Genomic DNA, 23,832 nt, shown 5'->3' on the forward strand with positions numbered 1-23,832 from the left:
GATGTCGATGACGGTGGCCAGGTAGAGCCAGCGCTGCTTCGGGGCTGGCCGCCCTGCCGGCCCGGGGTCTCGTCTCGCCGCGCGGAACCTTCTGATCTGGCCTAGCTTGTGGGTTGATGTGCTCTTCAGAAAGGGAGTGAGTCATGGCGGAGAAGGCCAAGGGCAAGGCGGAGCAGGCCAAGGGAAAGGCCAAGGAAGCCGCTGGGAAGGTGACCGGTAACGAGCGGTTGCGGGCCGAGGGCAAGACGGATGAGGTCAAGGGCAAGGCGCGGGAGGTCGCGGGCAAGGCGGAGGAGCAGGCCCGCGGCGTCAAGGACTCCCTGCGCGGGCGCCGCGAGGAGCCGTGATCAGGCTGCACCCGGCAAGGCCCCCGGCGTCTAGACGCCGGGGGCCTTGTTCATGCCGACCGGGGCCCTACCCACCCTGGAGGGCTCCCTCCAGGGTGGCGGTGATGGGTGAAGGCGCTGGTGTTCTGGGTGGCGTCCAGGAGGGCGGTGAGGGGGTGGGGGAGCGGGCCGGCCAGGACGAGGTCGCTGTGAGCGGCCTCGATCAGCGCGTGGAGGAGGGAGAGGCCGGCGAAGGTGATGCCGGTGCAGTCCACCACCGCCTTGCTCCCGGCGCGGGCGGCTTTCTCGAAGGCGAAGGTGAGCTCTTTGGCGTTGTCGGCGTCGAAGTCGGCGACCAGCGTGATCACCGATACGCCGTCGGTGCTGGTCCGGCAGGTCGCTGCGCCGTACTGACCGGTCGGCGTGCCGCCGGGGGCGGCGGCTGGGTGTTCGTCTTTGTTCAACATGCGGGGTGGGGCGCCTTCGGCTGGATGGTGGGGCCCGGCAGCGGCGGGCAGGGGACCATCCCAGGCGAGGCGGTGGCCGCTGCCTTCAGCCTGGCACCATCGCGGGCGCGAGGCCAGGCGCGAACTGCGGCCACCCGGACGCCCAGGGCGACAACCCGCACCAGGGCGACCCCGCCGTACCAGGGCGGCACCGGGTGCATGCGGCTTCCGGGTGGGGGCAGGCGCGATATGCCAGCGAAAGGGGCGAGCGCCGAAGGAGAGACGATGGATCCCCCTCAGCGCAGGCACTGCGACTGCGCCGGCGACGGCGCGCCAGCCCGTGCCCGTGAAGAGGTACGCCGCTTCCTTGACGATGCGCTGCTCACCGGATGCCTGGTACCGGACGCTGTGCAGGATGAGGTCCTGCTGGTCGCCACGGAGCTGGTCACCAACGCCGTCCGCCACACTCCCGGCCCCTGCGCGCTGGAGGTCTCCTGGGCCGAGGACGGCATCGACATCGACGTCACCGACCCCAGCCCCACTCCTCCCCGCCTGCGCCCGACGGATCCGACGGGCTCTCCCGGCGGGTACGGCTGGCCCCTGGTCCGCCGCCTGGCCTCCGAGATCGACGTCCAGCCGACCGGCGACGGCGGGAAGACCATCCACGTCCACCTCCCCGCCGCCGCTCGCTGACGCCGGGGTGAGGCAGACCCGGCCTCGGCCCCCGGGTGGGGGGAGGCCGGTCGGTGCCGCGCTGGCCGCCGCCCGCCGCGTGTGCCTACGGTGGAGCGACCGCAGAAAGGATCACCACGTGCGCAGCGGCGGCGGGAAGGGCAGCCCGGGTATCGAGGTCGACGCCCCTGGCGGCACGGCCGTGGTCCGCCCTTACGGCGAGATGGACATCACCCGCGCCGCCGCCTTCCGCCAGGCCATCTTCGAGGCCCTGGCCGGCGAACCGCGCCTGAGTGACGTGGTTGTCGATCTGTAGCACCTGGTCTTCTGCGACTCTTCGGGCCTGAACGCCCTGTTGGATGCCCGCACCGCGGTCGCCGCCACCGGCCAGCACCTGCACCTGGCCGAGCCCCGGAGCCAATTCCTGCGCCTGCTGGAGCTGACCGACACCAGGGAGCTGTTCAGCATCGAGCCGGCCCCACCGTTCTGACACCCGCCCCGTGGGAACGGGCCCGCCACCCGCCGCTGGTTCGAGCAGCCGGTCTGGTGTGCAGGCGGCTGTTGGCGCCGTCGTGGCCGTCGGCGTGGTCGTCGTCGAACCAGTAGTCGCCGACGACGCTGACGGGGCCGTCGGGGGTGTGGTCGGGCAGGACGAAGGTGATCTGGGCGCGGCCTTTGAGCTTCTTGCGTTCGAGCACAGGGGGCTCCTGCCGTCGTGGGCTGGTGTGGCTGCTGCATCCTCGGGCTGTCCGCGTCGGTGTGCTGGCGTCCATTGCCGATGCACTGCTTGCGGCTTCAGCCTCAGCAACTCACCTACCGGCCGATCCACTCAGTAACACGACGTCATCGACAGATCCCAAACAGGTACGACAGGCCAGGCGGCGGATAGCCCGCAGTTCATCCCCGTCCTGAAGAAGGTACGGGTACGCGGGCCCGTCGGCTGACCCCGCATCCGGCCGGACGCGGTCGCCGGGGACAAGGCGTACTCGTCCCGCGGAAACCGCGCCCACCTGCGTAAACGCCGTATCAAGGCGGTCATCCCGGAGAAGAAGGACCAGGCCCCGCCAACCGGAAGAAGAAGAGCTCCAGAGGTGGCCGACCCGTCAGCCACGACGCCGATCTCTACAAGGAGCGGAACACCGTCGAACGCCTGATCTACAAGCTCAAAGCATGGCGAGGCATCGCCACCCGATACGACAAGACTCCCGACAGCTACCTCGCCGGTCTCTACCTGCGCGCCTCGATGATCTGGATCAAGGACCTCACCAGGACCACCCGATGATCACGACTCGATATGCCCCTACGCGACGCGCTGAGGTGCCGGACGCCAAGGGCGGGCAGGAGTTGAGTCAACGGTCAACCAGCCGTGGACGCGTGGCCTCACCCGTGGATTCCGCGTCGGTATCGTCGGTGCCGACCGGGCCGCGGGGAAGCGTCCGGTCCAGCCACTTCGGCAGCCACCAGTTGGTCCGGCCGAGGAGTGTCATGGTCGCCGGTACCAGCACCATGCGTACGACCGTGGCGTCGATGAAGATCGCGGTGGCCAGGCCGAGCCCGAACATCTTGGTGGAGGGGTCCTCGGCAACGGCGAAGGACAGGAAGACCGCCACCATGATGAGGGCGGCCGAGGTGATGATCCGGGCGGTGCGCGAGACGCCCTCAACGATCGCCGTGCCGTTGTCGCCGGTGCGCAGGTACTCCTCGCGTACGCGGGAGAGGAGGAACACCTCGTAGTCCATCGACAGGCCGAACAGGATGGCGAAGAGGAACATCGGGATGAACGACACGACCGGAACCGTCGCCTCCAGCCCGATGAGTGCGCCTCCCCAGCCCCACTGGAAGACCGCGACCATGATCCCGTAGGCCGCGCCGATGCTCAGCAGATTCAGCAGCACTGCCTTGAGCGGTACGACGACCGAGCGGAAGACCAGCATCAGCAGCAGGAACGACATCGCCAGCACGGCAGCGACGAACACCGGCAGGCGCTGGCTGGTGCGTTGGCCCACGTCGGACAGGCTCGCGGCGGCGCCGCCGACGTGGGCCCTGGCCGGGCCCTCGCCGATCGCCGCGGGCAGCACCTCGGTGCGCAGCCGGGCGATGGTGTCGGCCGTGGCCTTGTCCTGAGGGCTGGTGGTCGGGAACACCACGAGGGTCGCGATGCCGGTGGCCCGATCGATGTGCGTCGGCGCGACGGATGCGATGCCCGGATCCGCCGCGACCGTGGTGGCGAGACGATCCACCACTCCCTGATCGCCGGAGGGGTCCGCGGCGATGACCAGGGGACCGTTGGTGCCCGGGCCGAACCCCTCGGCGACGAGGTCGTAGGCGCGGCGCTCGGTACGGCTGGGCGGCAGTGAGCCGTCGTCGGGCAGGCCGACGCGCAGGCCGAGCAAGGGCAGCGTCGCCGTCAGCAGCAGCCCCGCCGCGCCGACCGCGTACGGCACCGGGCGCCGGCTGACGTGGCCGATCCAGCGCCCCCACCCGGTGGCGGAGGCGGCGCCCGCCGCCGTGTCCCGCCGCCGGTCGATTCGGCCCGACGGCCTGGCCCGAAGAGCCCGGACGATCCGGCCGGCCTGGCCCAGCCGCGGGCCGGCCGCGCCGAGGAAGGCCGGCAGTAGCGTCACCGACGCGAGCACCATGGTCAGGACGACGATCGATACTGCCAGGCCGCCCACCGTCATGAACGGCACGTTCGCGACCGCCATGCCGAGGATCGATACGACGACGGTGCCGCCGGCGAAGACCACGGGCCGCCCCGCCGTTGCCACCGCCCGTCCGGCTGCCTCGTGGGGATCGAGCCCGCGCGCGAGGTACTCCCGGTGTCTGGCGAGCACGAACAGCGCGTAGTCGATGCCCACTCCGAGCCCGACCATGCTGCCCAGGACCGGTGCGAAGGTGGGGACGTCCGTCACCCCCGCCAGTACCGTCATCGTGGCGACTCCGATGGTCAGCCCGAAGACCGCCATGCCGATCGGGAGCGCGGCGGCGACGAGCGAACCGAACGCCAGGAACAGGATCGCGGCGGCGGCAAGGATGCCGATCAGCTCGCTTGCGCCGCCGTCGGGGTCGGAGAAGGCGTAGAAGAGGTTCCCGCCCATCTCGATGCGCAGGGGTAGCTCGGCGCGCAGCCGGTCGCCGAGATCGACGAGGGCGTCGAGGTCTTTGGCCGACAGCCGGCTCTGGTCGGGGTACTGCACCCGGACGACTGCGATCCGCCCGTCGGCCGAGACAAGTCCGCCGCGCACGGCGGTGTCCCGGCCTGCGTCGAGTGCCCCCGCCGGGTCGCTCGTGCCGAGCACGTGCGGCAGCCGCCTCACCTCGGTCTGCAGCCGCGTGAGAGCGGTGCGCGCGCTGCCGCTGCCGCTGTTGCTGTCGAAGAAGGTCGCACCGCCGTCGCGAGGGGTGACGACGACCTGGGCGGTCATACCCTCCTGACCCGTGCCGGCCCGCTCGATCAGTTCCGCGGCCCGTTGGGAGTCCAGTCCCGGAGCGGTCATCGAGTCCGCGGTCCGCCCGCCGAAGGCGACGGCGGCGAGGACGGCGAGCGTGGCGGCGAGCAGCCATGCCGCGATCACCCGCCAGGGATGCCGGGCGGCGCTTGTGCCCAGGCGCAACAGGGCTTTCGAGAGCATCGGGTCCTCCAACCACCTCGTCGGCCGTCCTTGTACGGCCGCCGCTGCCGAGGTTCGTCGCCACGGCGCTCTGCGGCATCGGCTCGAGGGCCGCGGATCCGTCGGCCTCAAGTCGGAGTGACGCCCCGTCCTTTCGGCCGATGCGCGGCACTGCGCGGTCCCTAGGCTGGGAACCGTGCTCCGAGACGACCTGCGAACCCTGTGGACCGAGCCCCGGCCGCCCGACGCGCCCGCCCGGGTGCGGCGGGACTGGGTGCTGCTCGCCGCGGGCCTTGCCGGTGTGGCGCTGGAGGCCACCCTGCGCGAGGACGTCGTGTGGCGGCCGGTGGCGGTGGTGTTCGCCGTATGGCTGTGCCTGCTGCCCCTGTGGCGCCGGACCCGCCCGCTGGCGATGGTGACGCTGGCGTTCGGCTCGATGATCCTGCTTCCGGTGGCCTCGCTCGTCGCCGCACCGCGCGAGCCTGTCGGCCTGTACACCGGCGCGGTCGTGCTCGTGCTGGTCTACGCGCTGCCCCGGTGGGGATCGGGACGCGAGATCGTGCTGGGCGGCGCGGTGATCCTCGCGACTGGCGCGCTGTGCGTCGTCACGGACGGGACCCCGGTCGTCGAAAAGGTAGTGGGCTTCGTCTTCCTGCTGCTGCCCGGCGTGGTCGGGGCTGCCGTGCGGTTCCGCGTGACCGCTCGCGAGCGGCAGTTGGATCAGGTGCGCTCCCGCGAGCGCGAGCAGCTCGCCCGGGAACTGCACGACACGGTGGCCCACCACGTGTCGGCCATGGTGATCATCGCCCAGGCGGGCCGGGTGCTCGCGGGCACCGACCCGTCCGCCGCCGTCGAGGCGCTGGAGGGGGTCGAGGAGGAAGGGGCGCGCACGCTGGAGGAAATGCGCGCCATGGTCGCCGCGCTGCGCGACCGCGGGGTCGGCGCCGAGCTGGCGCCGCCTGCCGGTGTCGCGGATCTGGAGCGCCTGGTGCGCACCCCGGGTGGTCGCCTCAGGGTCGACCTGGGGCTCGACGGCGAACTGGACGCGCTGCCCCCGGCCGTGGACGCGGCCGTCTACCGGATCGTGCAGGAGTCGGTGACCAACGCGCTGCGCCATGCGGTCGACGCGACCGAGCTAGTGGTCCGGGTCGCCGCGGAACGGCACACGGTACGGGTGAGCGTGCGCGACAACGGCCGGCGCACCGGCCGGGGTCGCGACGGATACGGACTTACCGGACTGCGCGAGCGCGCGACCCTACTCGGCGGCACACTACGAGCCGGCCCGGGGACCGACCGGGGCTGGCATGTCGACGCCGAACTGCCGAGAGCGAGGAGCGAGAGCGGTGTCCATTCGCGTCCTCGTCGCTGACGACCAGACGATCATCCGCACCGGGTTGCGGATCATGCTGAACGCCCAGCCCGGCATCGAGGTGGTCGGCGAGGCCGCCGACGGGCGGGAAGCGGTACGTCTGGCCTGCGAACTACGCCCCGACGTCTGCCTGTTCGACATCCGCATGCCCGTACTCGACGGGCTCGGGGCCACCCGGCTGGTCGCCGGCCCGGGCGTCGCCGACCCGCTGGCCGTGGTCGTCATCACCACGTTCGACCTCGACGAGTACGTCTACGGCGCGCTGCGGGCCGGCGCCCGCGGATTCCTCCTCAAGGACACGGGACCGGACCTTCTGGCCCAGGCCGTACGGTCGGCATCCGACGGTGAGGCGCTCATCGCGCCCAGCGTCACCGTCCGTCTGCTCCAGGCATTCGCGGACCTGCCCGCCGGCCGGCCCGTGGCCCAGCCGGTCTCACCCGTCACCGCCCGCGAGGAGCAGGTGCTCCTCGCCGTCGCTCGCGGGCTGACCAACACCGAGATCGCCGATGCACTGCACATCAGCCTCAGCACGGTGAAGACGCATCTGGCCAGCCTGATGGCCAAACTCGGCGCCCGCAACCGGGTCGAGATCGCGATGTGGGCCTACGAAACGCGCCGTATCCTCCCCGGAACCTGAGCCGGGTGCCGGGCCATGTCCCATGAGTCCCCGCCCGGACATCAGTGCACCGGTCGGCTCACGTCGGCTCCACGTGCCGCACCCGCCCCAGAGTGTGACGTACCAGGAGGCCGGAACTGGGACGGTGAGACACCCGATACGACAAGACTCCCGACAGCTACCTCGCCAGTCTCCACCTGCACGCCTCGTCAGAGATCGTAGTAGTCCCAGGCCACGGCCGCCGTGAACGGCAGGACGGTCGTTCTACGAGCACGCCCGGTCCGCTGACGGTATTGAGAGGCTGGGCAGTCACGGTGGTGGACAGGTCTGCGACTGGCCGGGTAGGCCATCGACGAGAACGATTGTTTGCGGCGTCCGGAAAGGGTAGGAACACCTCCCGACCATCGGGGGCGGCCCCCTCGGCCCGGCGACCGGCCGGCTGAGGGCCAGGCCGTCCGCGGCGTTGGGGTTTGGGATCATGACGAGGACCACGCCACCGCGCCCGCTCGACGTCGAGGAGCTCTTTCCCGGGCTCGCCGCCCACCGCGGCACGACCACGCGGCTTCACCCGCGGCCGGGCAGCCCCGACGCGTCGGTGAGCTCCGTGGGCGGGCCGATGCTGTGGCCGGCGGACGAGCCGTGGCCGGTGTGCACCGATCCGCACCCCCACGGGCGTGGCCGGCGCCTCGCGGACATCCACCGGGAGCGGCAGCTCCTGGCCGCCGCGTGGGCTCGGGACCCGGACTTGGGCCCCACGGAGGAGGAGCGGCGGCTTTTGGAGGAGCTCAGGCGCAGGCACCGGGCGGCGGGGGAGAGCGAGGAGACGGATCCACTCCCGATGATCGGTCTGGCCCAGCTGTACCGCCGGGACGTGCCCGACCTGCTCGCGGGACCGGAGGACTGCGATCTGCTCCAGGTGTTCTGGTGCCCCTTCGACGCGCACGGCGAGAACCGGACCGGCATGCTCCTGGACCTGCGCTGGCGCCGGTCGTGGGAAGTCGCCACGGCGATGGCGCAGCCGCCCGTGCCGGAGGTCGTGGGCTTCGAGGGTTACATACCCGAGCCGTGCGTGCTGCACCCCGAGCAGGTGGTCACGTACCCCTTCGCCGGGCTGCTGCCCGAAGAGCTGTGCGCCCGGATCGAGGCCAGGGAAGAAGCCCTCGAAGAGGAGGCTGAGGAAGCGGATGCGGAGGAATGGGACTGGCCGACCTACCAGTTCGACCTGTCCATGCCGCCCGGCTGGCGCGCCGGGGGCTACGAGTCCTGGAACCTGACCGACGCCGCCGCCATGGACTGCACGGCCTGTACGGCCCCGATGGAACTGCTGCTGACCATTGACAGCTCGGAGTGGGACGGCGGCAGCGGCAGCTGGATGCCGCTGGAGGAACGGGACCCGGCCGTCGGCGGGCGCGGGGCGGCTACCGGGGTCACGGTGGGCAACTGGGGCAAGTTGAACGTCTTCGCCTGCCCCGCCGACCCGGGACACCCGCACCTCAGGAGCATCCAGTAGCTGCCGCACGGACCACCGCAAAGAGGGACCACCGTGGTGGTTCAAGGGTTACCGGTTTGTGCCTTCTGAAGTGAGCAGCAGTTCACGCAGGCATGCGAACGCCAGGACCGCGTCGTCGATCTGGTTCGAGGGACAACGCCTCCACGCTCTGCGGTGCCCCCGCAAGCCACTCCGACGTCGCCAACAGTTCCGACGCCAAAGCCTGATCCGCGCCGGTGACCTGCCGCTCCTGGGATTCCAGCAGGTGCTGCGCACGGCGAACAGCCTGATCGGAATCGGCGTGCATCGATCGACATGGGTGTCATGCTATCGAACGGTGGTGGGGGAGACGGGTATCGTCTGACGCGGCTCCGGTCCTCGCGTCCCAGTCGGCCGGTGCGGGCCACCGGAACGCACAGCCGTCACGCGGCCTGCACGGCCGGATTTGTCCGTACGCGCCCTCCGAGCGACTGACCGCCAGCGTACGGAGCCCCGTGAAGTGCAGGGGCAGGGTACGGGCCGGAATCTCGGGCAGGCGGAACCGGCCCCGATCGTCCGGGTGGCCATCTGGCCGCAACCCACGATCCGGCGCTGTCCCTCGCACGCCCAGGTCCCGCCGACGCGCCCCCACGGCGGCGGCTGGGCCGTGACCCCCGAGCGCTGGGCGAGGGCGGTGTCGATGTGGGACCTCAGCGCGCGGCGCTGGGGCCCCGCCCCCTACGTCCGCTGACCCACAACTCCCGGGTCGTCGTCCATACCGCAGAACGAGCGAGACGCCGCCCGCTGTCGAGGCCCGGCCCCGGTGGGGAGAACTGGCTGCTCCCAAAGCGCGGAAGCGAAGGGCTTGTCTCAGTTCTCTGCCATCGCGGGCGGCGGATCCGAAGAAGGGGACGTTTGAAAACGCTGTCTCGGTGCAGACGATCGCTGACACAAGCTGCATACATCGGGGTAGGAGACGCATCATGGGCATTCTGGCTTGGATTCTCATAGGGCTGCTCGCGGGCCTCATCGCCAAGGCGATCATGCCGGGCAAGGACCCGGGCGGCATCATCATCACCATGCTCATCGGGATCGCGGGTGGCCTGCTCGGCGGCTGGCTCGGCAAGGTCATCTTCGGCGTCGACTCCATCGACGGGTTCTTCGACCTCTCCACCTGGATCGCCGCCATCGTCGGCTCCGTCATCCTGCTGGCCCTCTACCGCCTGTTCACCGGCAACAAGCGTCACCACCACAGCCACGCCTGACCCGCGCCTCCCACTGCATACGGCAAACGGCTCCCCCTGCCCGAGAGCGGAGCCGTTTCGTTCATCGCGGAAACTGGAGCGCACAGCCCGGTACGGAAGCCGGCCGCCCTTGAAGATGAGGGGGAGGCCAGTGAGTACCGGGCTGTGCGCTGCGGCTGGTTCACACGGCGGTCTGGGGTGACGGCGCGAAGTGCGCCGGGTCCAGGGCCCTTTTGTTTGTCAGTACTCGCCGTGCTGCTGGCCCTTGTAGTGGCCGCCGTCGTGTCCGCTGGCGTTGATGCAGGTGTTGCCGAAGCCGGGGTTGAGGAGGCCGACGATGTTGATGGTGTTGCCGCAGACGTTGACGGGGATGTGGATGGGGACCTGGACGATGTTGCCGGACAGCACGCCGGGGGAGCCGATTGCGGCGCCTTCGGCGGTGGCGTCGGCGGTGGCGGTAAGGGCTACGGCCTTGATGACACGGAACATCAAAATCTCCTTGGCTCTCACAATTTGCCGGGGAAACGGCACGGACGACGCACCCCACAACGCCCTGAGCAGCGCGCCCGGGTCCGCCAGTTCTTGAGGTAGGCGAAGCCGTGCTCGACCGGCGCGCGTCCGACGGCGAGGACGCGGTTGGCCGTCTTCTGGTCGGGGGTGAGCTTGTGGGCGCGAGTGGCGGTGAAGCCGGTGGCGTCGATAGCTGGCGCGCCCTGCAACCGGCCACGTCCCCACGCGGAGCTGAACAGGTAAGCGGACTCTTCCAGCGGATAGGTGAAAGGTCATGGCGTCTGGGTGAATCCTGCTCGGGCTGTGCACGCGCCTGCTTTCACGTGACGTGACACTCACCGGCAGGGCCCGTTGATCGTCACCGCACGGTGAGTCCGCCCGGCCCGGCCCGATTCCCAGGCTGGTAGAAAGTCCCGAGCCGGAGGTAGACCGCCGTGGCGGGGAATGGAAATGCGACCGTCGGAAGACGTCGGCTGGGCGCGGAGCTGCGTCGGCTCCGGCAGGCCAGTGGCCTGACCAGTACGGAGGTGGCCGAGCGCCTGTTGATCTCCCAGCCCAAGATCAGTCACTTGGAGAACGGCCGCCGAGCCATCAAGCCTCGTGATGTGCGGGAGCTGTGCGGCCTCTACGGAGTTACAGACCCGCAGGTCATCGACTCGTTGATGCAGATGGCAACGGAAGCGGACCGGCAGGGCTGGTGGGTTGCCTGCGGCGAAGTCCCGTACGGCGTCTACATCGGCCTGGAGACGGCAGCCTCCTCAATCCACTCCTACGAGCCCCTGGTGATCCCCGGCCTGCTGCAAACACCCGCCTACGCCCGAGCCGTTATCGAGGAAACGATCCCTCTGGCCACCGCGGAACAGATCGCCGTGCGCCATGAGGTCCGGCTGCGCCGCCAGGCCCGGGCCCACCACCCGGCCCGGCCGTTCCGTTTATGGGCCGTGCTGGACGAGTCCGCACTGCGCCGTATGGTCGGCAGTCCCACGATCATGCGCGAACAGCTCGAGTACCTCAACCGGCTGGGCATGCAGCCGCACATCACCGTGCAGGTCCTCCCGCACGAGGCGGGAGCCCACCCGGGCGTCTCCGGGCAGTTCTCCATCCTCCGCTTCCCGGACAGCGCGGCGGGGACGGTCTATCTGGAGCGGTTCACCAGCGATCTCTATCTGGAGAAACGATCCGACGTACAGCACTACAGCGTCATGTACGACCACCTCCAGGCCAAGGCACTGAACCCGGAGAACACCCGCCACTTCATCGCCCGCGCCGCCCAGGAGCTGCTGACTGCCACATCGCTGTCCTAGACCCAACAGGGCGCCGGCTCCGTGACGGCGGTCAGACCGGCCAGCAGCGTACGGATGGGCGCGTCGTCGCGGACCGCCTGTAGGAACTGCTCAGAGTGCCGACGCCGGCCATGGCCGTGCCGATGGTGACGACCTCGTTCACGATCGTCTCCGAGCTCTGCGCCGCACCCGGCGAATGACCGCGTCTCGATAACGGGTGTCACACCTTCAACGTCCCCGGCACCTGTAGCAGGTGAATGCGGGATTCTGTCCGGAGCCCCGCGCCACCAGCGTGAGGAGCCTGACCATGACGTACCCCAGCAGCGCCGGGCAGCCGGAGCGCGTCAAGGGGTGCTGAGCGCCCTCCGACGGCCCGGAAGCCAGTGCCGCGTCCAGTTCTGTGAACGACTCCAACGTCGTGCCCACCACCGCAGCTCACACCGCCCGCAAGGGGGCCCCGGCAAGCCAGATCAGAAACAGGCACTGAACTTGTTCTTTAAGGCCCGGCGACGCGTCGATGTACGTCATGAGCGCGATGGAACCTCCCGCGAGCTTATCCGGCACTCCTACTACCGGTGCGAGTTCGCCACCGTCGCCGTCACGCATTCCCTGTTCGCCCTGGAGCACGTTCTCGCCGAGCGTCTGGCCGCGAAGGAACCGATCCACGTCCTCATCGAGCGGGCCAGTGACGCAGGGCTCTTCACGGCCGGATTCGCCGCCGAACTCGACCGCAGCCGACAGCTGCGCGACAAGCTCATCCAGGGCTCCGAGTCGAGCGCCGCCATCCACCCGCTCCGGGCCGTCGCAACGGTGCGTGCCGTCTTCGATGCCGTCTCCCTGCTCCTTCGCCCACCGTCCACGACAGAGGCGACAGCCGCCGACGTGGGCGGAGCACAGCCCGACGGCGGCCTCGCCCGGCTGTGGGAGGACCACCTGCACGCACTGTTCCCCCACGGCTTCCGCGGCGTGGACTTCGACGGCGTAGACCTGGTCCTCCTGGACGCCGACGTCGCCGGCCTCGTGCAGAGGGAGCTGAAGGGCGGACTCGACGACAGCGCCATCGCCTACCTCCGGGGCTTAATCGCCGACCTCGACAAGATCCTTCCTCTGATCAACGAGGAGTACTGCGCCTCCTACTTCACGAGACTTCGGACTATGGCCCAGGTCGCAGCAGCGCCCTACCTACCCCCCGCGACCTGACCACCGGGGTTGAAACAGACCAGGGGTCTCCCACGGGCTCGGCCGCGTTCTGTGATGCTCTCCGGGTCGTCCGACGGTTTTGCCCACGTCGTAGCGGGTGGCGGGCCGCTTGTTCTACGAGCCGAGGCGCCTGCCTGGGCCGGGCTGGTTCGGTTTCGGTGCACGGGCCGGGCATGGCAAGTGAACGCGGAGGCTGTGAAACCCCCGCCGGACTCGGGCCGGGGTGAGCCGGCCGGGCACCGCCGGTCGCTCCCAGGGCGATGAAGGGCCTGAGCAAGGGGACGGGCCAGACGGAGCTGGGTATGCGCAGTGATGACCAGCCAAGTCCAGCGGTCCGCGGACTCCGGGGTCCGGATCTTCGGCCGGGTCCAGCCCAGGTCTGCTTCATCATCCGGAACGTGTGCTCCAGATCGAACCTGCGCAGGAACGCCTGCCGGGGCAGGTCCACGTCGGTGCCGCCCATTCCGGTTTTGGAGGACCGCAGCCACAGAGGCAGCGGATCACCGCCGCCGGGCAGGCGGTCGACCTCCAGGCGGATCAGGGTGCCCTCGATCAGGGGAAGCTCGCCGTCGTGGTCGATCCAGGCCGAGCGAGTGGTCAGGCGGGGATGATCCGGTCCCAGCTTACGGCTCGGGCAGCACCGTAGCGGTCGGTGACCTGCACCGTCGCCGCGTCCGGGTCGCCCCAGCTGTCCGGCTTGGTGAAGCGGATGCCGGCAAGGACCGTGCCACCAGCCGCAATCGACGTCTTGCCTAAACGCCTACCAATCCTTGCCGGTGATCGTCCGGCGGACGACCAGCCCGCTCAGGCATCGGCTGACCGTTCGTGCTTCCTGCCAGGCCTCGGCACCACGTTCACGTCGGCGGCGTACAGGTGCAGCCCGGCCGTGTCGGGTGCCATGCGTTCGTGGCTTTGGTATTGGTGGCAGGGTGCGCGCTCTCCACAGGCTTGCGTGGTCGTTGACCGGTCTTGCCACAGCCTTCGCCATCGGCGGCTGTGCCTCGGCGCAGCCGTCTGCCGTCCCCCGTGCCAAGCCCGCCCCTGCCTCCTCCGACGTTGCGCCGGCAGGCCGGAGCGCGGCGCCGACACCGGTTCCTGCGCGGCCGGTACCCGTCGACTGCCGCAAGACCCGCTGCGTCGCCCTGACGTTCGACGCAGGACCGGGCCCCGACACGGCGCGCCTGCTGGACATTCTCAGGGCGAAGCGCGTCAGCGTGACGTTCTTCCTCCTCGGCAAGAACACTCGCGTCCGTCCCGAGCTCGTACGAAGGGAGGCGTTCGAGGGGCATGAACTGGCCAACCACACGTGGACACACCGACGTCTGACGCAGGCCTCGGAAGCCGAGATCCGCAGGGAACTCGTCACTCTCCAAGAAGAGGTCAAGCAGCTCACCGGCCGTGCTCCGTCCCTGATGCGCCCGCCCCAGGGACTGACCGACCCGCGGGTCGCCGAGGTCTGCCGCTCCCTCGGACTCGCACAGATCCTGTGGTCGGTAACGGCGAAGGACTACCGCGACCACGACCCCGAGGTCATCACGAGCCGTGTCCTCCAAGGCGCCCAGCGCAACGGCATCATCCTCCTCCACGACGTCTACCCGGGGACCGTTCCCGCCGTGCCGGCCATCATCGACGGGTTGCGGCGGCGCGGCCTCACGCCCGTGACCGTCTCCCAGCTCTTCGCACCACGCCGGCCCGAACCCGGCAGGGCCTACGGGAACGCCCCCTTGCCCTGACAACGCCCCGCCTGGCGGAGGCCGGGGCCCTCCGCCGCACGGCTGATGCCTGGTGGCTGGCATGCCGCTCCCGCCCGATGCTGCTGTCATGCGCCGATCGCCCCGCCCACCGTCAGGGCACGCCGGCTGCCAGCGCTGCGGCGGCGCTCGCCGGCCGGGGCCGCGCCGTCCCGGGCGCGGCGGCACGCTCTCCGCCGGGAGCTGGTTCCCTGGGCGACGGCCCTGTCGGCTCTCACGGCGGCGATCGGCCTGCTCTTCGGCGGCATGGTGGCAATGTCGAGCGTGGATACGTCGTGCAAGCAGCTGGAGCGGGACCGGGACTGCAGGCCGGCCGGATCGGCTACCGGACCCAGGAGGCCGGCGGGTACGGCGAGACGGTGATCATCGCGAACCGCTCCCTGGACGCGGTCACCCGAGTCGACCTGTGGTTCTAGGCACCGGGCGCCGGCATCGACACGTACGAACGGGTCTTCATGGGCTTCGATGTCATCCCGCCGTTCACCCGTTCGCTTTCGCACCCCGCGCCATCGACGACTTCCTGCAGCGGCGCTTCGGCATCGCGCCGGGCGGGGCGCCGATCCGGGCGATCCAGTTCTTCGACAGCGACGGCCGGCAATCGCTTCGCGACGTAGACGGGCTGCGGCCGACCGAGCACGAGAGAGTGGACGGCGAGGATCTGCTCTACGCGCCGGCAAAACAAAGCCGGCCGAGCACTGTGAAGGCTGAGCACCATGCGGCCGACCGCACCCGGAATGCGCGGTCGGCCCGCGCCGGGCAGGGTGGTGCACCCACGTCCTGGGCAGTCCTGGCTGGATGTCCATGAGTGTCTCGCCGACCTTCTCGGCGTCGAACACCCGTGAATCCGGGATCAGCTGCTGCACGAGTGCACTCGTCGTCGTCTTGCCCGCGCCGTGCGTACCGTTGAGCCATACGATAACGGGACCCGATGCTAGCGCTGTGCGGCCCAGGGGCATGCGTGGTACACCGGAAATCCTGTACGGCGTCGGGATTCTTCTCGCGCGGTCCGCCGTTGTCGTGGGCCAGCTGCTCCGCGCCAGACACCCGGGCCTGCCGCTCATGGAACGGGCGGCCCGGGTGGACCGGCCCGACGTCAGCCGGGCGCGTCGTGCGACTCGGTGGTGCGGGTCGCGAGCCGCCTCAGTTGCCGATGCCGGAGCTGCCGAGACCGGAGTTTCCGATGCCGTGGCTGCCGATGCCTGTGTTGCCAAGGCCCGCGTTGCCCAGACCCGAGTTGGCGATGCCCGCGTTGCCCAGACCCGAGTTGGCGATGCCCGCGTTGCCGGCGCCGTCGTTGAAAGCGCCCGCGTTCCCGAGGCCCGAGTTCGCGAGGCCTGAGCTGCCCACGGAATGGCCCGGCCCCGTGTCGTCGGCGCCGGCCGCGCCGGCGCCGCAGACAGCCAGCACCGTCGCGGCGCCCAGCGCGGTCGTCACACGGAGAAGAGTTGTGCGCATAGCCATATACCTCCCATTTCGGACATCTTTGCTTGTTATCCTTAGCACACGCCCATGTCGAATACGGGGAGGAGTGCCCCGAAGTGGCCGTGTCGTCCAGAGGTCCCGTCCGGCGGCGTGCGTCGCTGGTGTTCCCCTGTGGCCGGACCCGGCCTCCGGCGACACCCAGACCATCAGCGCGAGGTCCCGGCGATGGCTGGTGACTCCCGTTGTCGTGAACAACGGCTCGGTGCCGACGGCCAGGCCAGTTGTCGCACATTCCACCTGAGTTGGCCGCCGGGCATACGGTGAGCGCATGGACCCGCAGCCTGGCCTGCTGGAGGCCGCCAGGGAGAGGGCTCTCCGGCTCGGGCCGTCCCCAGCACGTGACCGAGCCGAGGGTCCCGGCACCGGAACGATGGAGGACGGTCGGCGAAGCGGACCCCGCTGGTCTTCTCCCTCGCTCCGGGCAGCAGACCATCCGCAAGCGGCTGGTCACTTCACGATGCGGGCCAAGACCTCTCCGAGCACCCCAGGGAGGCGGGAACGTCACCAGGGACCTCCAGGCCGTGATCCGCTACCTCGAACTTGTGACCGCCTCCCGTGCGCACGATCCCGCCCAGTGCGGGTCGCGGCCACCGCCGATCAACAGCGTGCGGGCGCGCTGCTGGCGCAACGCGTGCCGTACTTCGGGGACGTCCCGCATGGGGGTCAGACAGATCCCGGGGATTTGGCCTGCCGCCGCGACGGGCAGTGCCCGCGTTCTCATGCACCAGACGGTGAAGGCCAGCCAGTGCCACGCTGTGCATCGTGTGGAGAGCGACCCTGCGCCCTTCGACTGCGTCAAGGTAGTGCTGCGGCAGCCGCGACGGGAGATCATGACCGTGCGGTCGCAGACGTGTCCAGCCCCGGGAAGCGGGCGGCGTAGGCGACGCCGGTCTTCGCTCCCATGGCCCTTCCTTGTCCCTTGGCAGTCAAAGCCTGGGGACGAAGGCCACCTGGGACGTCGGATGGTCCCGTTTGCACCGGGACCATCGTCCGCGGGCAACGCAAACGGGGCCTCCTGCTCGCGTCGGGCGGCGCGCGTGCGCGTCTTGGCGAGGTCTGCGGAACATCCGGCCGATGTCGCTACTTGAGCTCGATCACCAGCTCGAAGTCGTCGCCCTCCCGCCAGCCCGAGGCGATCAACCCACTGGGATGCTTGTCATCCCCCCAGGCGTAGAAGTGCTCCCAGGTGACCTTGTCGCCGTACCAGTGGTTGTAGTCCGTCCTTGCGTACGCCTGGACGGACCTGCCGTCGTGCTTGGTGTCCCACAGTTGGAACGTGCCGTTGACCTGTGGCTTGCCCTTCTCCGTCCGTGTGCACTCCCGGTACTTGGCGCGGCCCCCAGTGATGTGGATCTCCTTCCAACCGGAGCATGTGGCGGCCGCGACCGCCGCACTGCCGGTCGACCGCGCCGACGGCGCGGCGTTCGCGGCCGGGACGACGGCGAGACCGCCGGCCAGAGCCAATCCGGCAATGGTGAGGACGATGCGCTCGCGTAACAGCACAGCGGTTCCTTTCCGTCATACGGCGGACGGTTCCCCCATCAGGTCCCTGATTGCCCGCCGAGACCAGACCACGGTGCCCACTCCTGTGTCTCTCTTCAGCCTCCTTGGGGCAATGCCACCCTTTCGGGAACTCTCCCGCCCAGGCCCTCCGACACGGCGGCCGCCGGGAGGTGCGGACTCGATGGACCACTGCGACCGCGGGGGCCGCTCAGGGACGGGGAGCCGGCATGTACAACAGGGCACCAGCAGACACGGCATAGAGCAGACCGCACCGGCTCCACCGCCGCCTGGCTCAGGTCCGCCGCCGGTCAGTACCCCCGGCACGGCTGCCAGGCGTACGCCCCGGCCAACAAGGACCCGTTCGTCTTCGAGGAGTACGCCGCCACGTCCAGCCGTCTTCGCCCGCCGGAGCCCGGCGGACTACTTCCCTACGCGCGGCCCGGCGGACCGTGCTCGGTCGGCAGGAGTTGGACCACGCCGTCCCGGGGGAACTCACCGGTCTTGTGGCACGCACGGACCTCCCACCATCCCTGGGGGCACGGCGACGGGGGCTTCCTCCGGTTGCCCTCCGCCGTCCGGGTAGGGGACGCCGAGGTCCTTGCCTGCTCGGCCGAGTCCATGAGCACAGCAGGGCCATCGGTCGCCCAGACCCCGCACTCCTCCCACCGCGTCGCCGGGTCGTTCAGTACGGTCTGGGCAGCGGCAGCGAGAAGCTCCGTGTCCGAAAGTCGGCGGCGAGCCACCGCAGGAAGATCCTCTGCTCGGACAGGTAGCAAGTGCCGGCGGGCTCATCGCCGAGCACCAGCGCGGACCCGGCTTTCCGTCCTGCCGGGCACGTCCCGGCCCACCGCCCGGTCCGCCTCAGGGCCGGGCGGTTGCGGTGCCCGGTGCCGGACTTCCACGTCGATCGCACCGCTGCCCTGCGAGGAGTGCCCGGTAGGAGTGGGCGCCGCCGAAGCTCCGGCCTCGTCGCCGACCGTCGGGGGGCTTCAGGACCCCGTGCCCTCCTCAGACTGGTAGCCGGGGCTGGGTGATCCTGTTGACAAGTTGTTCAGCGCGCTCGGGGTGCCCGGTCTCGGCTGACTCCGGTGCGGGCGACCGCCTTGTACGCGCAGTACAGCTTGCCGTCGTAGACCGCCAGGGCGGGGCCGTTCGCACTGTAGTGGCTGGGGAAGCGGGTGTCCGGGCTCCAGCCGGTGCCGGGGTCGTAGACGGTCCACCACAGACTGCTGTCCCCGTCGCCGCGGTGGACGCAGTACAACTTGCCGTTGTAGACGGCCAGGGCCGGGTGGGACTTGGAGCGGTGGTCGGTGAGCTTCTCGTCCGGGCTCCAGTCGTGGGAGGAGGTACCGAGGACGGTCCACCACAGGGGGACCTGGGCCGGCACCGCGGGGATCGGGAAGCCGGCCCCGCCTCGACGCGGCCGGCCTCGCGGCCGGGCTGCTCCTGGCAGCCGCCCCGTTCGCGGTCGCGGACGGCCCCGGCGGCGGCGTCGCGTACCCACCGCGAGACCTCGCCTGCCAATCACAGCTCAGGACCCGCGCAAGCCCGGCCGGGCAAGCATGCCGGAGGGCCGGGCAAGCCCGCCTCCGAGGCAGGCTTGCCCCCGCGTGCGATCGACGGGCAGGAGGTGCCGTGCTCCACGCCGGAGATGCGCCGCTTCAGCTCGGCGGTTGGCAAGTGGTAGTTCCAGGTCCCTCGCCTTCAGTCCGGCGGTCCCTGTGGCCTCCGCGGTGCGAAGGCCACAGGTTGTGCCGTCAGCGGCGGCCGATGACGCCCGCGAAGAGGGCGAGGGAGACGGTGCCGGTCCGCTTCGCTGCGGTGCCGACGGCCCCCCAGCTGCCGATGGACTGCCCGTAGTTGGCCGTCAGGGCGGTTCCGGTGGCGGCGGTCTTCGGGTCGGACATGTCGGTGCCGGCTGCCAGTTCCACGACGAGGGGGACTTGGGTGGAGAGGTTGACGGAGCCCTGGAGGACCTTCCCAGCGATCTTTCCGCTGCTGGTGGACGTGCCGACGACCTTGGCGCCCTTGGTGCCGATGTAGTTGAAGACAGCCGAGGCGTCGGAGGCGGCGCTGCCGCCCGTGGTGGCGAGGAAAGTGCGGCCGGCGGTCTTGGAGACGACGCTGGCCTTGGAGACCGCGCCGGTGGCGGTGCCGATGGTCTTCATGGCGGCGCGTCCTGCTTTGAGGCTCTTGGCGACCGCGCGGATGCCGGGCAGGGCGGCCAGAGCGCCAGCGCCGAGGCCGACGAACGTCATGGCGTCCCAGTCACCCTTGATGGACGCGTCCACCGTGTGGGAGCCGAGCGAGGCGACGGCGGTCACAACGGCGATCGGCCCCGCGATCGGGGTGAGGACGGGGATGAGGGCCAGGACTCCGGCGACGGCAGAGACGATGCCGAGGATGTCACCGAAGAGCCCCCAGAAACCGCTGCCCTGCTCGGCGGCCGCTTTGCGTGCGGCCTCGGCCTTGAGCCACTCGAATTCCCGGCCACGGGTCTCGATGATGCGGGTGAACTCGCGGTCGGTGAGCAGGGACTGGTTTGCGGCAGGCGCATAATCGATGATCGTTGCGGGGCCTGAGACAGTGGCCGTCGTGCAGTATGCCGGGCAGGCCGGGAAGGGTTGATGGGGGCTATGAGGAATGCGAACGAGCCGGTGATGCCGGAGGTGGTGGACAGTCCGGCACTTCGGACGCAGCCCGCCGGGAAGGTGGCGCAGTGGATGCTGCGCCACCAGGTGCAGCCGGTGGGGCCGGCCGCCGGTGAGGCCCATGCCGAGCCGCATGCCTGGTGGAAGGTGATGTGCCTGACCGGGGTGGACTATTTCTCCAGCCTGGCCTACGTGCCCGCGATCGCCGCCCTGGCCGCCGGGGCGGTCTCGCCGCTGGCGACGCTGCTGATCGTGGCGCTGACCCTGTTGGGGATGCTGCCGATGTACCGAAGGGTGGCGAAGGAGAGCCCGCACGGTGCCGGGTCGGTGGCGATGCTGGAAGACCTGCTGCCGTTCTGGTGGGGCAAGCTGTTCGTGCTGGTCCTGCTCGGCTTCGTCGCCACCTCGTGGATCATCACGATCACCCTGTCCACCGCGGACGCCTCAGTCCACGTGGTGGAGAACCCCTTCTTCCCCGCAGTGCTGCACGGCCACGAGGTCGCCCTCACCGTGGCGCTGTTGCTGGTCCTGGGCGGCGTGTTCCTGCTGGGGTTCAGCGAAGCGGTCAGCGTGGCCATCCCCCTGGTCGCCATCTTCCTCGCACTGAACGCGGTGGTCATCGCAGTGGGCCTCGTCCAGGTGTTCACCACCCCCGGCGCCTGGTCGGCGTGGACCGACGCCCTGGTCGGGAGCGGAGGCGGCTTCGGCGACCTCCTCGCTCCGGCCCTCCTGGCCTTCCCCCTGCTGGTGCTGGGCCTGTCGGGTTTCGAGACCGGCGTGAGCATGATGCCGCTCGTCGCCGCCAAGGGAGCCGACGAGGAGCAGCGGCTGCGCTCCCGGATCCGCAACACCCGCAAGCTGCTGACCACCGCCGCTCTCATCATGAGCGTCTACCTGCTCGCCGCAAGCTTCGTCACCACCGTCCTCATCCCGCACGAGGAGTTCGAAGCGGGCGGGGCGGCCAACGGCCGCGCGCTGGCATATCTGGCGCACGAGCAGGTCGGGGAGGGGTTCGGGACCGTCTACGACATCAGCACCATCCTCATCCTTTGGTTCGCCGGTGCCTCCGCCATGGCCGGGCTGGTCAACATCGTCCCCCGCTACCTGCCCGACTACGGCATGGCCCCCGAGTGGGGACGCGCCGTACGCCCCGTCGTGCTCGTCTACACCGCCCTGTGCATCCTCATCACGATCGCCTTCAACGCCGACGTCGACGAGCAGGCCGGCGCCTACGCCACCGGCATCCTCGCCATGATGGTCTCCGGCGCCTTCGCCGTCACCGTCTCCGTCGCACGCCACCGCCGGCGCGCCACCACCATCGGCTTCGCCCTCCTGACGGCCGTCCTGCTCTACGCCCTGGTCGCGAACATCATCGACAAGCCCGACGGCATCGTCATCTCCGCCTTCTTCATCGCCGGCATCATCATCGTGTCGCTGATCTCCCGCGTCTCACGCACCACCGAGCTGCGCGCCGACCGCATCGTCTTCGACGCCGACGCCCGCCGGTTCATCGACGACACCCTCGCCCACGACAACGCCATCAACATCATCGCCAACCGCCGCCAGGCAGGCGACGTTGCCGAGTACAGCGAGAAGGAACGGGAACAGCGCGGCGTCAATCCCGTGCCCGGCCGCGCCGACGTCCTCTTCCTCGAGATCGACGTGGTCGACCCCTCGGACTTCAGCGACACCCTCACCGTCCACGGAGCCGAGGTCGACGGCCACCGGATCCTGCGCGCGGCCGCGCCGGCCGCGCCGAACGCCATCGCCGCGGTCCTGCTGGCCCTGCGCGACGCAACCGGGGTGCAGCCGCACTGCTACTTCGCCTGGGCCGAGGGCAGCCCGCTGGTGCACATGGTCCGCTACTTCCTTCTCGGCCGAGGCGACACCGCTCCGGTCACCCGCGAGATCATCCGCAGTCACGAACCCGACCCCGAGCGCCGCCCCGGCATCCACGTCGGCGGTTGACCGCCGCAGCCGTCCGCAGCCACTGCCGAGGATGCCCTGGCAGGGATACCGCAAGGCGTGCCATGACCTCTGCTGCGGATCACCGAATGCGCATCACCATCGTCGCTCTCCCGCTCTGAGCAACCGTCGTGATCGTTGCGGGGGCGGCCACTGGACGGAGGTGGCTGCTCGGTATCGGCGTGTGGGCCCTGATCGTGGCGTTCCTGGCGGAGATGGCCTATCTACCGCCCGTAGGCCGGTGACGCCTGCGCTGAGGGCCCTACGTTCTTCCGGGTCGATCGGGCGCTCGCGCTCCCGGCCGGTGTCGACCGCCGGCCCGCAGCGCTGCTTGGACCAGAGGGCATGGGGCTCAGCGACGTCGAGCGCCGCCGGACCGATGCTCTCGCCGAGCTTGGGATATGTAGCGCCGGCCTTCGATCTTCACGGCGGGCGCTATTTGGGTGACCCGAGGAGATGCTGGCCCGTTGCATGCCACTGCTCGCTGATCCCGACCGGATGCGGCGCATCGGCCACGCGGCACTCGACGAGTTGCGCAGCGAGCCCCGGACCGACCCCGACCGGATCGCCGCCATCGGCTACGGCACCGGGGGCGCCATCGCGCTGGAACTCGGGCGAGGCGGCGTCAACCTGCGGGCGATCGGGACAGTCAACGCAACTACCACGGGCCGATCGGGCGAGGCAGCGCGCATCCGCTGCCCGGTGTGGGCCGGGGCCGGATCGGATGACCCGATCATGCCGCCCGCGCAACCAAACGCCTTCACCGCTGAGTTGCAGGCCGCGGGCGTCGACTGGCGCCTCGCGGTCTATGGCGGAGCCATGCACGCCCTCCACCACCCGCCGGTCGACCACCTCCTGGTCCCCGGTGCCGGCTACCAACCCCAGCACGCGCAGCGAGCCTGGCGCGACGTCGTCGAACGCTCGCCGAGTGCCTGCCCGTGACACACCGCAGCACCGCCACGTTGCCGGCCTCGGGGAACATCGGTACAGCGGTTATCGGTGAGACGATCATGGTCGTCTAGCACAGTGATCCTCGGCGAGGCGGGCGTGAGCGAGTGGGCCCTTGAGCCCGCACCACAGCCCCCGCCGAACCGCGACCCGCCTTGCCGACAGGGCCGGAGAGGTGGCCTGGGTCACCGATCCGGCCCAACGGCCGTAACCGGTTGCCGGCCCGTGCGGTTTGAAGGGTCGCACGTGCCGTACTCCCAGCGGCGAGTCCACATTCACTAGGAGATCTTGATGTCGCGTATTGCAAAGGCCGTAGCGGTTACCGCCTCAGCCGCTGCCATCCTCGCCGGCGGCGCCGGCCTGGCCGCCGCGGACGCCACGGCCGAGGGCGCTGCCATTGGCTCCCCCGGCGTCCTGTCCGGCAACCTCGTCCAGTTGCCCATCCACATCCCGATCAACATCTGCGGCAACACCATCACCGCCGTCGGCGTCCTCAACCCGGCCTTCGGCAACACCTGCATCAACGACGGCGTGCTTGACAAGGACGACCACTACAAGGCTGAGCACCACAAGGACCAGCACGGCGAGTACTGAGCACCACAGGCCCCTGGCCTGACGGCAGCCGCAGTGCCGGAGACGACAGAGCACGCGATCCTCTGAACCAGCCGCACAGCATGGAGGCGGGGGGCCCGGTGGTGGCCCCCCGCAGGGATTGCAGGGGCGCGATGGGGGAAACCCCCCACCCCCCCGGGGGGGCGCGGACGGGCGGGGCACCGGGGCCCGCGCC

At 70.2% G+C, this 23,832-nt stretch carries 25 protein-coding genes and 4 pseudogenes; 16 read left to right on the forward strand and 13 right to left on the reverse strand.

Features of this window, described 5'->3' with window-relative positions; genetic code table 11:
• Nucleotides 1-143 precede the first annotated feature (143 nt).
• On the forward strand, nucleotides 144-347 hold the full coding sequence (locus AB0F11_RS24730) for a CsbD family protein (RefSeq protein ID WP_362177639.1): 204 nt from the start codon (nucleotides 144-146) through the stop codon (nucleotides 345-347).
• 50 nt (nucleotides 348-397) lie between these two features.
• On the opposite strand, the gene AB0F11_RS24735 is transcribed toward AB0F11_RS24730, so the two are convergent.
• Nucleotides 398-793 (reverse strand): STAS domain-containing protein, encoded by a 396-nt coding sequence (locus AB0F11_RS24735; protein WP_362177642.1) that lies wholly within the window; start codon nucleotides 791-793, stop codon nucleotides 398-400.
• A gap of 264 nt (nucleotides 794-1,057) precedes the next feature.
• Here AB0F11_RS24735 and AB0F11_RS24740 point away from each other — a divergent pair, with 264 nt between their 5' ends.
• From AB0F11_RS24740 to AB0F11_RS24750, 3 genes are all read left to right on the forward strand, one after another.
• Complete coding sequence (locus AB0F11_RS24740; RefSeq protein WP_362177645.1) at nucleotides 1,058-1,465, forward strand: ATP-binding protein; 408 nt, start codon at nucleotides 1,058-1,060, stop codon at nucleotides 1,463-1,465.
• A gap of 118 nt (nucleotides 1,466-1,583) precedes the next feature.
• On the forward strand, nucleotides 1,584-1,760 hold the full coding sequence (locus tag AB0F11_RS24745; RefSeq protein WP_362177648.1) for an STAS domain-containing protein: 177 nt from the start codon (nucleotides 1,584-1,586) through the stop codon (nucleotides 1,758-1,760).
• 39 nt (nucleotides 1,761-1,799) lie between these two features.
• Entirely contained in the window at nucleotides 1,800-1,934 is a 135-nt protein-coding gene (locus AB0F11_RS24750; RefSeq protein WP_362177650.1) for a hypothetical protein, read from the forward strand.
• On the opposite strand, the gene AB0F11_RS24755 is transcribed toward AB0F11_RS24750, so the two are convergent.
• A complete protein-coding gene (locus AB0F11_RS24755; RefSeq protein ID WP_362177653.1) occupies nucleotides 1,906-2,142 on the reverse strand; it encodes a hypothetical protein in 237 nt (78 codons plus the stop codon). The genes AB0F11_RS24750 and AB0F11_RS24755 overlap by 29 nt on opposite strands.
• Before the next feature lie 168 nt (nucleotides 2,143-2,310).
• Here AB0F11_RS24755 and AB0F11_RS24760 point away from each other — a divergent pair.
• Nucleotides 2,311-2,726 (forward strand): annotated as a pseudogene (locus AB0F11_RS24760) (transposase); the annotation flags it as partial.
• A 67-nt stretch (nucleotides 2,727-2,793) separates the two neighbouring features.
• Here the strand turns inward: AB0F11_RS24760 and AB0F11_RS24765 are convergent.
• Complete coding sequence (locus tag AB0F11_RS24765) at nucleotides 2,794-5,076, reverse strand: MMPL family transporter (RefSeq protein ID WP_362177656.1); 2,283 nt, start codon at nucleotides 5,074-5,076, stop codon at nucleotides 2,794-2,796.
• A 175-nt stretch (nucleotides 5,077-5,251) separates the two neighbouring features.
• Here AB0F11_RS24765 and AB0F11_RS24770 point away from each other — a divergent pair, with 175 nt between their 5' ends.
• The 4 genes from AB0F11_RS24770 (at nucleotide 5,252) to AB0F11_RS24785 (ending at nucleotide 9,773) form a co-directional block, all read left to right on the forward strand.
• Entirely contained in the window at nucleotides 5,252-6,424 is a 1,173-nt protein-coding gene (locus tag AB0F11_RS24770) for a histidine kinase (protein WP_362177658.1), read from the forward strand.
• Nucleotides 6,399-7,061 (forward strand): response regulator transcription factor, encoded by a 663-nt coding sequence (locus AB0F11_RS24775; RefSeq protein ID WP_362177661.1) that lies wholly within the window; start codon nucleotides 6,399-6,401, stop codon nucleotides 7,059-7,061. The genes AB0F11_RS24770 and AB0F11_RS24775 overlap by 26 nt, the downstream gene beginning before the upstream one ends.
• 457 nt (nucleotides 7,062-7,518) lie before the next feature.
• Entirely contained in the window at nucleotides 7,519-8,550 is a 1,032-nt protein-coding gene (locus AB0F11_RS24780) for a hypothetical protein (protein WP_362177664.1), read from the forward strand.
• 941 nt (nucleotides 8,551-9,491) lie between these two features.
• Entirely contained in the window at nucleotides 9,492-9,773 is a 282-nt protein-coding gene (locus AB0F11_RS24785; protein WP_362177667.1) for a GlsB/YeaQ/YmgE family stress response membrane protein, read from the forward strand.
• Nucleotides 9,774-9,992: 219 nt separating this feature from the next.
• Here the strand turns inward: AB0F11_RS24785 and AB0F11_RS24790 are convergent, their stop codons facing one another.
• Nucleotides 9,993-10,241 carry a chaplin gene (locus AB0F11_RS24790; protein WP_362177670.1) on the reverse strand — a complete coding sequence of 83 codons (249 nt, stop codon included), beginning with the start codon at nucleotides 10,239-10,241 and terminating at the stop codon, nucleotides 9,993-9,995.
• Between the two features lie 455 nt (nucleotides 10,242-10,696).
• Between AB0F11_RS24790 and AB0F11_RS24795 the strand changes: the two genes are divergently transcribed.
• Complete coding sequence (locus AB0F11_RS24795; protein ID WP_362177673.1) at nucleotides 10,697-11,566, forward strand: helix-turn-helix transcriptional regulator; 870 nt, start codon at nucleotides 10,697-10,699, stop codon at nucleotides 11,564-11,566.
• 468 nt (nucleotides 11,567-12,034) lie between these two features.
• Nucleotides 12,035-12,745, forward strand: coding sequence for a hypothetical protein (locus AB0F11_RS24800; protein ID WP_362177676.1), 711 nt, complete (start codon nucleotides 12,035-12,037; stop codon nucleotides 12,743-12,745).
• 117 nt (nucleotides 12,746-12,862) lie between these two features.
• On the opposite strand, the pseudogene AB0F11_RS24805 reads toward AB0F11_RS24800, so the two are convergent.
• Nucleotides 12,863-13,453 (reverse strand): annotated as a pseudogene (locus tag AB0F11_RS24805) (transposase); the annotation flags it as partial.
• Nucleotides 13,454-13,674: 221 nt separating this feature from the next.
• Here AB0F11_RS24805 and AB0F11_RS24810 point away from each other — a divergent pair.
• Together AB0F11_RS24810 and AB0F11_RS24815 are read left to right on the forward strand one after the other, a co-directional pair.
• Complete coding sequence (locus AB0F11_RS24810; protein WP_362177679.1) at nucleotides 13,675-14,478, forward strand: polysaccharide deacetylase family protein; 804 nt, start codon at nucleotides 13,675-13,677, stop codon at nucleotides 14,476-14,478.
• 293 nt (nucleotides 14,479-14,771) lie between these two features.
• A complete protein-coding gene (locus AB0F11_RS24815; RefSeq protein ID WP_362177758.1) occupies nucleotides 14,772-14,912 on the forward strand; it encodes a hypothetical protein in 141 nt (46 codons plus the stop codon).
• Here AB0F11_RS24815 and AB0F11_RS24820 read toward each other — a convergent pair.
• The 8 genes and pseudogenes from AB0F11_RS24820 to AB0F11_RS24855 all read right to left on the reverse strand — a co-directional run bounded on the left by AB0F11_RS24820 (nucleotide 14,909) and on the right by AB0F11_RS24855 (nucleotide 20,267).
• The gene (locus AB0F11_RS24820) at nucleotides 14,909-15,211 is read right to left on the reverse strand and encodes a hypothetical protein (RefSeq protein WP_362177760.1); all 303 of its coding nucleotides are present in this window, start codon (nucleotides 15,209-15,211) and stop codon (nucleotides 14,909-14,911) included. The genes AB0F11_RS24815 and AB0F11_RS24820 overlap by 4 nt on opposite strands.
• A 58-nt stretch (nucleotides 15,212-15,269) precedes the next feature.
• Nucleotides 15,270-15,452 (reverse strand): annotated as a pseudogene (locus AB0F11_RS24825) (ATP-binding protein); the annotation flags it as partial.
• 184 nt (nucleotides 15,453-15,636) lie between these two features.
• Complete coding sequence (locus AB0F11_RS24830; protein WP_362177682.1) at nucleotides 15,637-15,930, reverse strand: pentapeptide repeat-containing protein; 294 nt, start codon at nucleotides 15,928-15,930, stop codon at nucleotides 15,637-15,639.
• Between the two features lie 1,128 nt (nucleotides 15,931-17,058).
• Complete coding sequence (locus AB0F11_RS24835) at nucleotides 17,059-17,481, reverse strand: hypothetical protein (RefSeq protein ID WP_362177685.1); 423 nt, start codon at nucleotides 17,479-17,481, stop codon at nucleotides 17,059-17,061.
• A 428-nt stretch (nucleotides 17,482-17,909) separates the two neighbouring features.
• A complete protein-coding gene (locus tag AB0F11_RS24840; protein WP_362177688.1) occupies nucleotides 17,910-18,224 on the reverse strand; it encodes an Imm21 family immunity protein in 315 nt (104 codons plus the stop codon).
• Entirely contained in the window at nucleotides 18,164-18,394 is a 231-nt protein-coding gene (locus AB0F11_RS24845; RefSeq protein ID WP_362177691.1) for an Imm21 family immunity protein, read from the reverse strand. The genes AB0F11_RS24840 and AB0F11_RS24845 overlap by 61 nt, the downstream gene beginning before the upstream one ends.
• 138 nt (nucleotides 18,395-18,532) lie before the next feature.
• On the reverse strand, nucleotides 18,533-18,868 hold the full coding sequence (locus AB0F11_RS24850; protein WP_362177693.1) for a hypothetical protein: 336 nt from the start codon (nucleotides 18,866-18,868) through the stop codon (nucleotides 18,533-18,535).
• Nucleotides 18,869-19,238: 370 nt separating this feature from the next.
• Complete coding sequence (locus AB0F11_RS24855) at nucleotides 19,239-20,267, reverse strand: hypothetical protein (protein ID WP_362177696.1); 1,029 nt, start codon at nucleotides 20,265-20,267, stop codon at nucleotides 19,239-19,241.
• Here AB0F11_RS24855 and AB0F11_RS24860 point away from each other — a divergent pair.
• The 3 genes and pseudogenes from AB0F11_RS24860 (at nucleotide 20,205) to AB0F11_RS24870 (ending at nucleotide 23,639) form a co-directional block, all read left to right on the forward strand.
• Nucleotides 20,205-22,100, forward strand: a complete 1,896-nt coding sequence (locus tag AB0F11_RS24860) for an amino acid transporter (protein WP_362177698.1) — start codon at nucleotides 20,205-20,207, stop codon at nucleotides 22,098-22,100. The two genes, AB0F11_RS24855 and AB0F11_RS24860, sit on opposite strands and share 63 nt — an antisense overlap.
• Nucleotides 22,101-22,424: 324 nt before the next feature.
• Nucleotides 22,425-23,119: pseudogene (locus tag AB0F11_RS24865) on the forward strand (dienelactone hydrolase family protein).
• A gap of 217 nt (nucleotides 23,120-23,336) precedes the next feature.
• On the forward strand, nucleotides 23,337-23,639 hold the full coding sequence (locus AB0F11_RS24870) for a chaplin (RefSeq protein ID WP_362177701.1): 303 nt from the start codon (nucleotides 23,337-23,339) through the stop codon (nucleotides 23,637-23,639).
• Nucleotides 23,640-23,832 lie beyond the last annotated feature (193 nt).

It is taken from the genome of Streptomyces sp. NPDC032472 (assembly GCF_040636955.1).
GTDB lineage: Bacteria > Actinomycetota > Actinomycetes > Streptomycetales > Streptomycetaceae > Streptomyces.

Bases quoted from the DNA above. Each gene is read 5' to 3' on its own strand.
- AB0F11_RS24740 (WP_362177645.1), top strand. From the start codon at position 1,058: ATGGATCCCCCTCAGCGCAGGCACTGCGACTGCGCCGGCGACGGCGCG.
- AB0F11_RS24780 (WP_362177664.1), top strand. From the start codon at position 7,519: ATGACGAGGACCACGCCACCGCGCCCGCTCGACGTCGAGGAGCTCTTT.
- AB0F11_RS24790 (WP_362177670.1), bottom strand. From the start codon at position 10,241: ATGTTCCGTGTCATCAAGGCCGTAGCCCTTACCGCCACCGCCGACGCC.
- AB0F11_RS24870 (WP_362177701.1), top strand. From the start codon at position 23,337: ATGTCGCGTATTGCAAAGGCCGTAGCGGTTACCGCCTCAGCCGCTGCC.
- AB0F11_RS24855 (WP_362177696.1), bottom strand. From the start codon at position 20,267: ATGCGGCTCGGCATGGGCCTCACCGGCGGCCGGCCCCACCGGCTGCAC.
- AB0F11_RS24785 (WP_362177667.1), top strand. From the start codon at position 9,492: ATGGGCATTCTGGCTTGGATTCTCATAGGGCTGCTCGCGGGCCTCATC.
- AB0F11_RS24860 (WP_362177698.1), top strand. From the start codon at position 20,205: ATGCTGCGCCACCAGGTGCAGCCGGTGGGGCCGGCCGCCGGTGAGGCC.
- AB0F11_RS24765 (WP_362177656.1), bottom strand. From the start codon at position 5,076: ATGCTCTCGAAAGCCCTGTTGCGCCTGGGCACAAGCGCCGCCCGGCAT.
- AB0F11_RS24820 (WP_362177760.1), bottom strand. From the start codon at position 15,211: ATGGTGCTCAGCCTTCACAGTGCTCGGCCGGCTTTGTTTTGCCGGCGC.
- AB0F11_RS24735 (WP_362177642.1), bottom strand. From the start codon at position 793: ATGTTGAACAAAGACGAACACCCAGCCGCCGCCCCCGGCGGCACGCCG.
- AB0F11_RS24730 (WP_362177639.1), top strand. From the start codon at position 144: ATGGCGGAGAAGGCCAAGGGCAAGGCGGAGCAGGCCAAGGGAAAGGCC.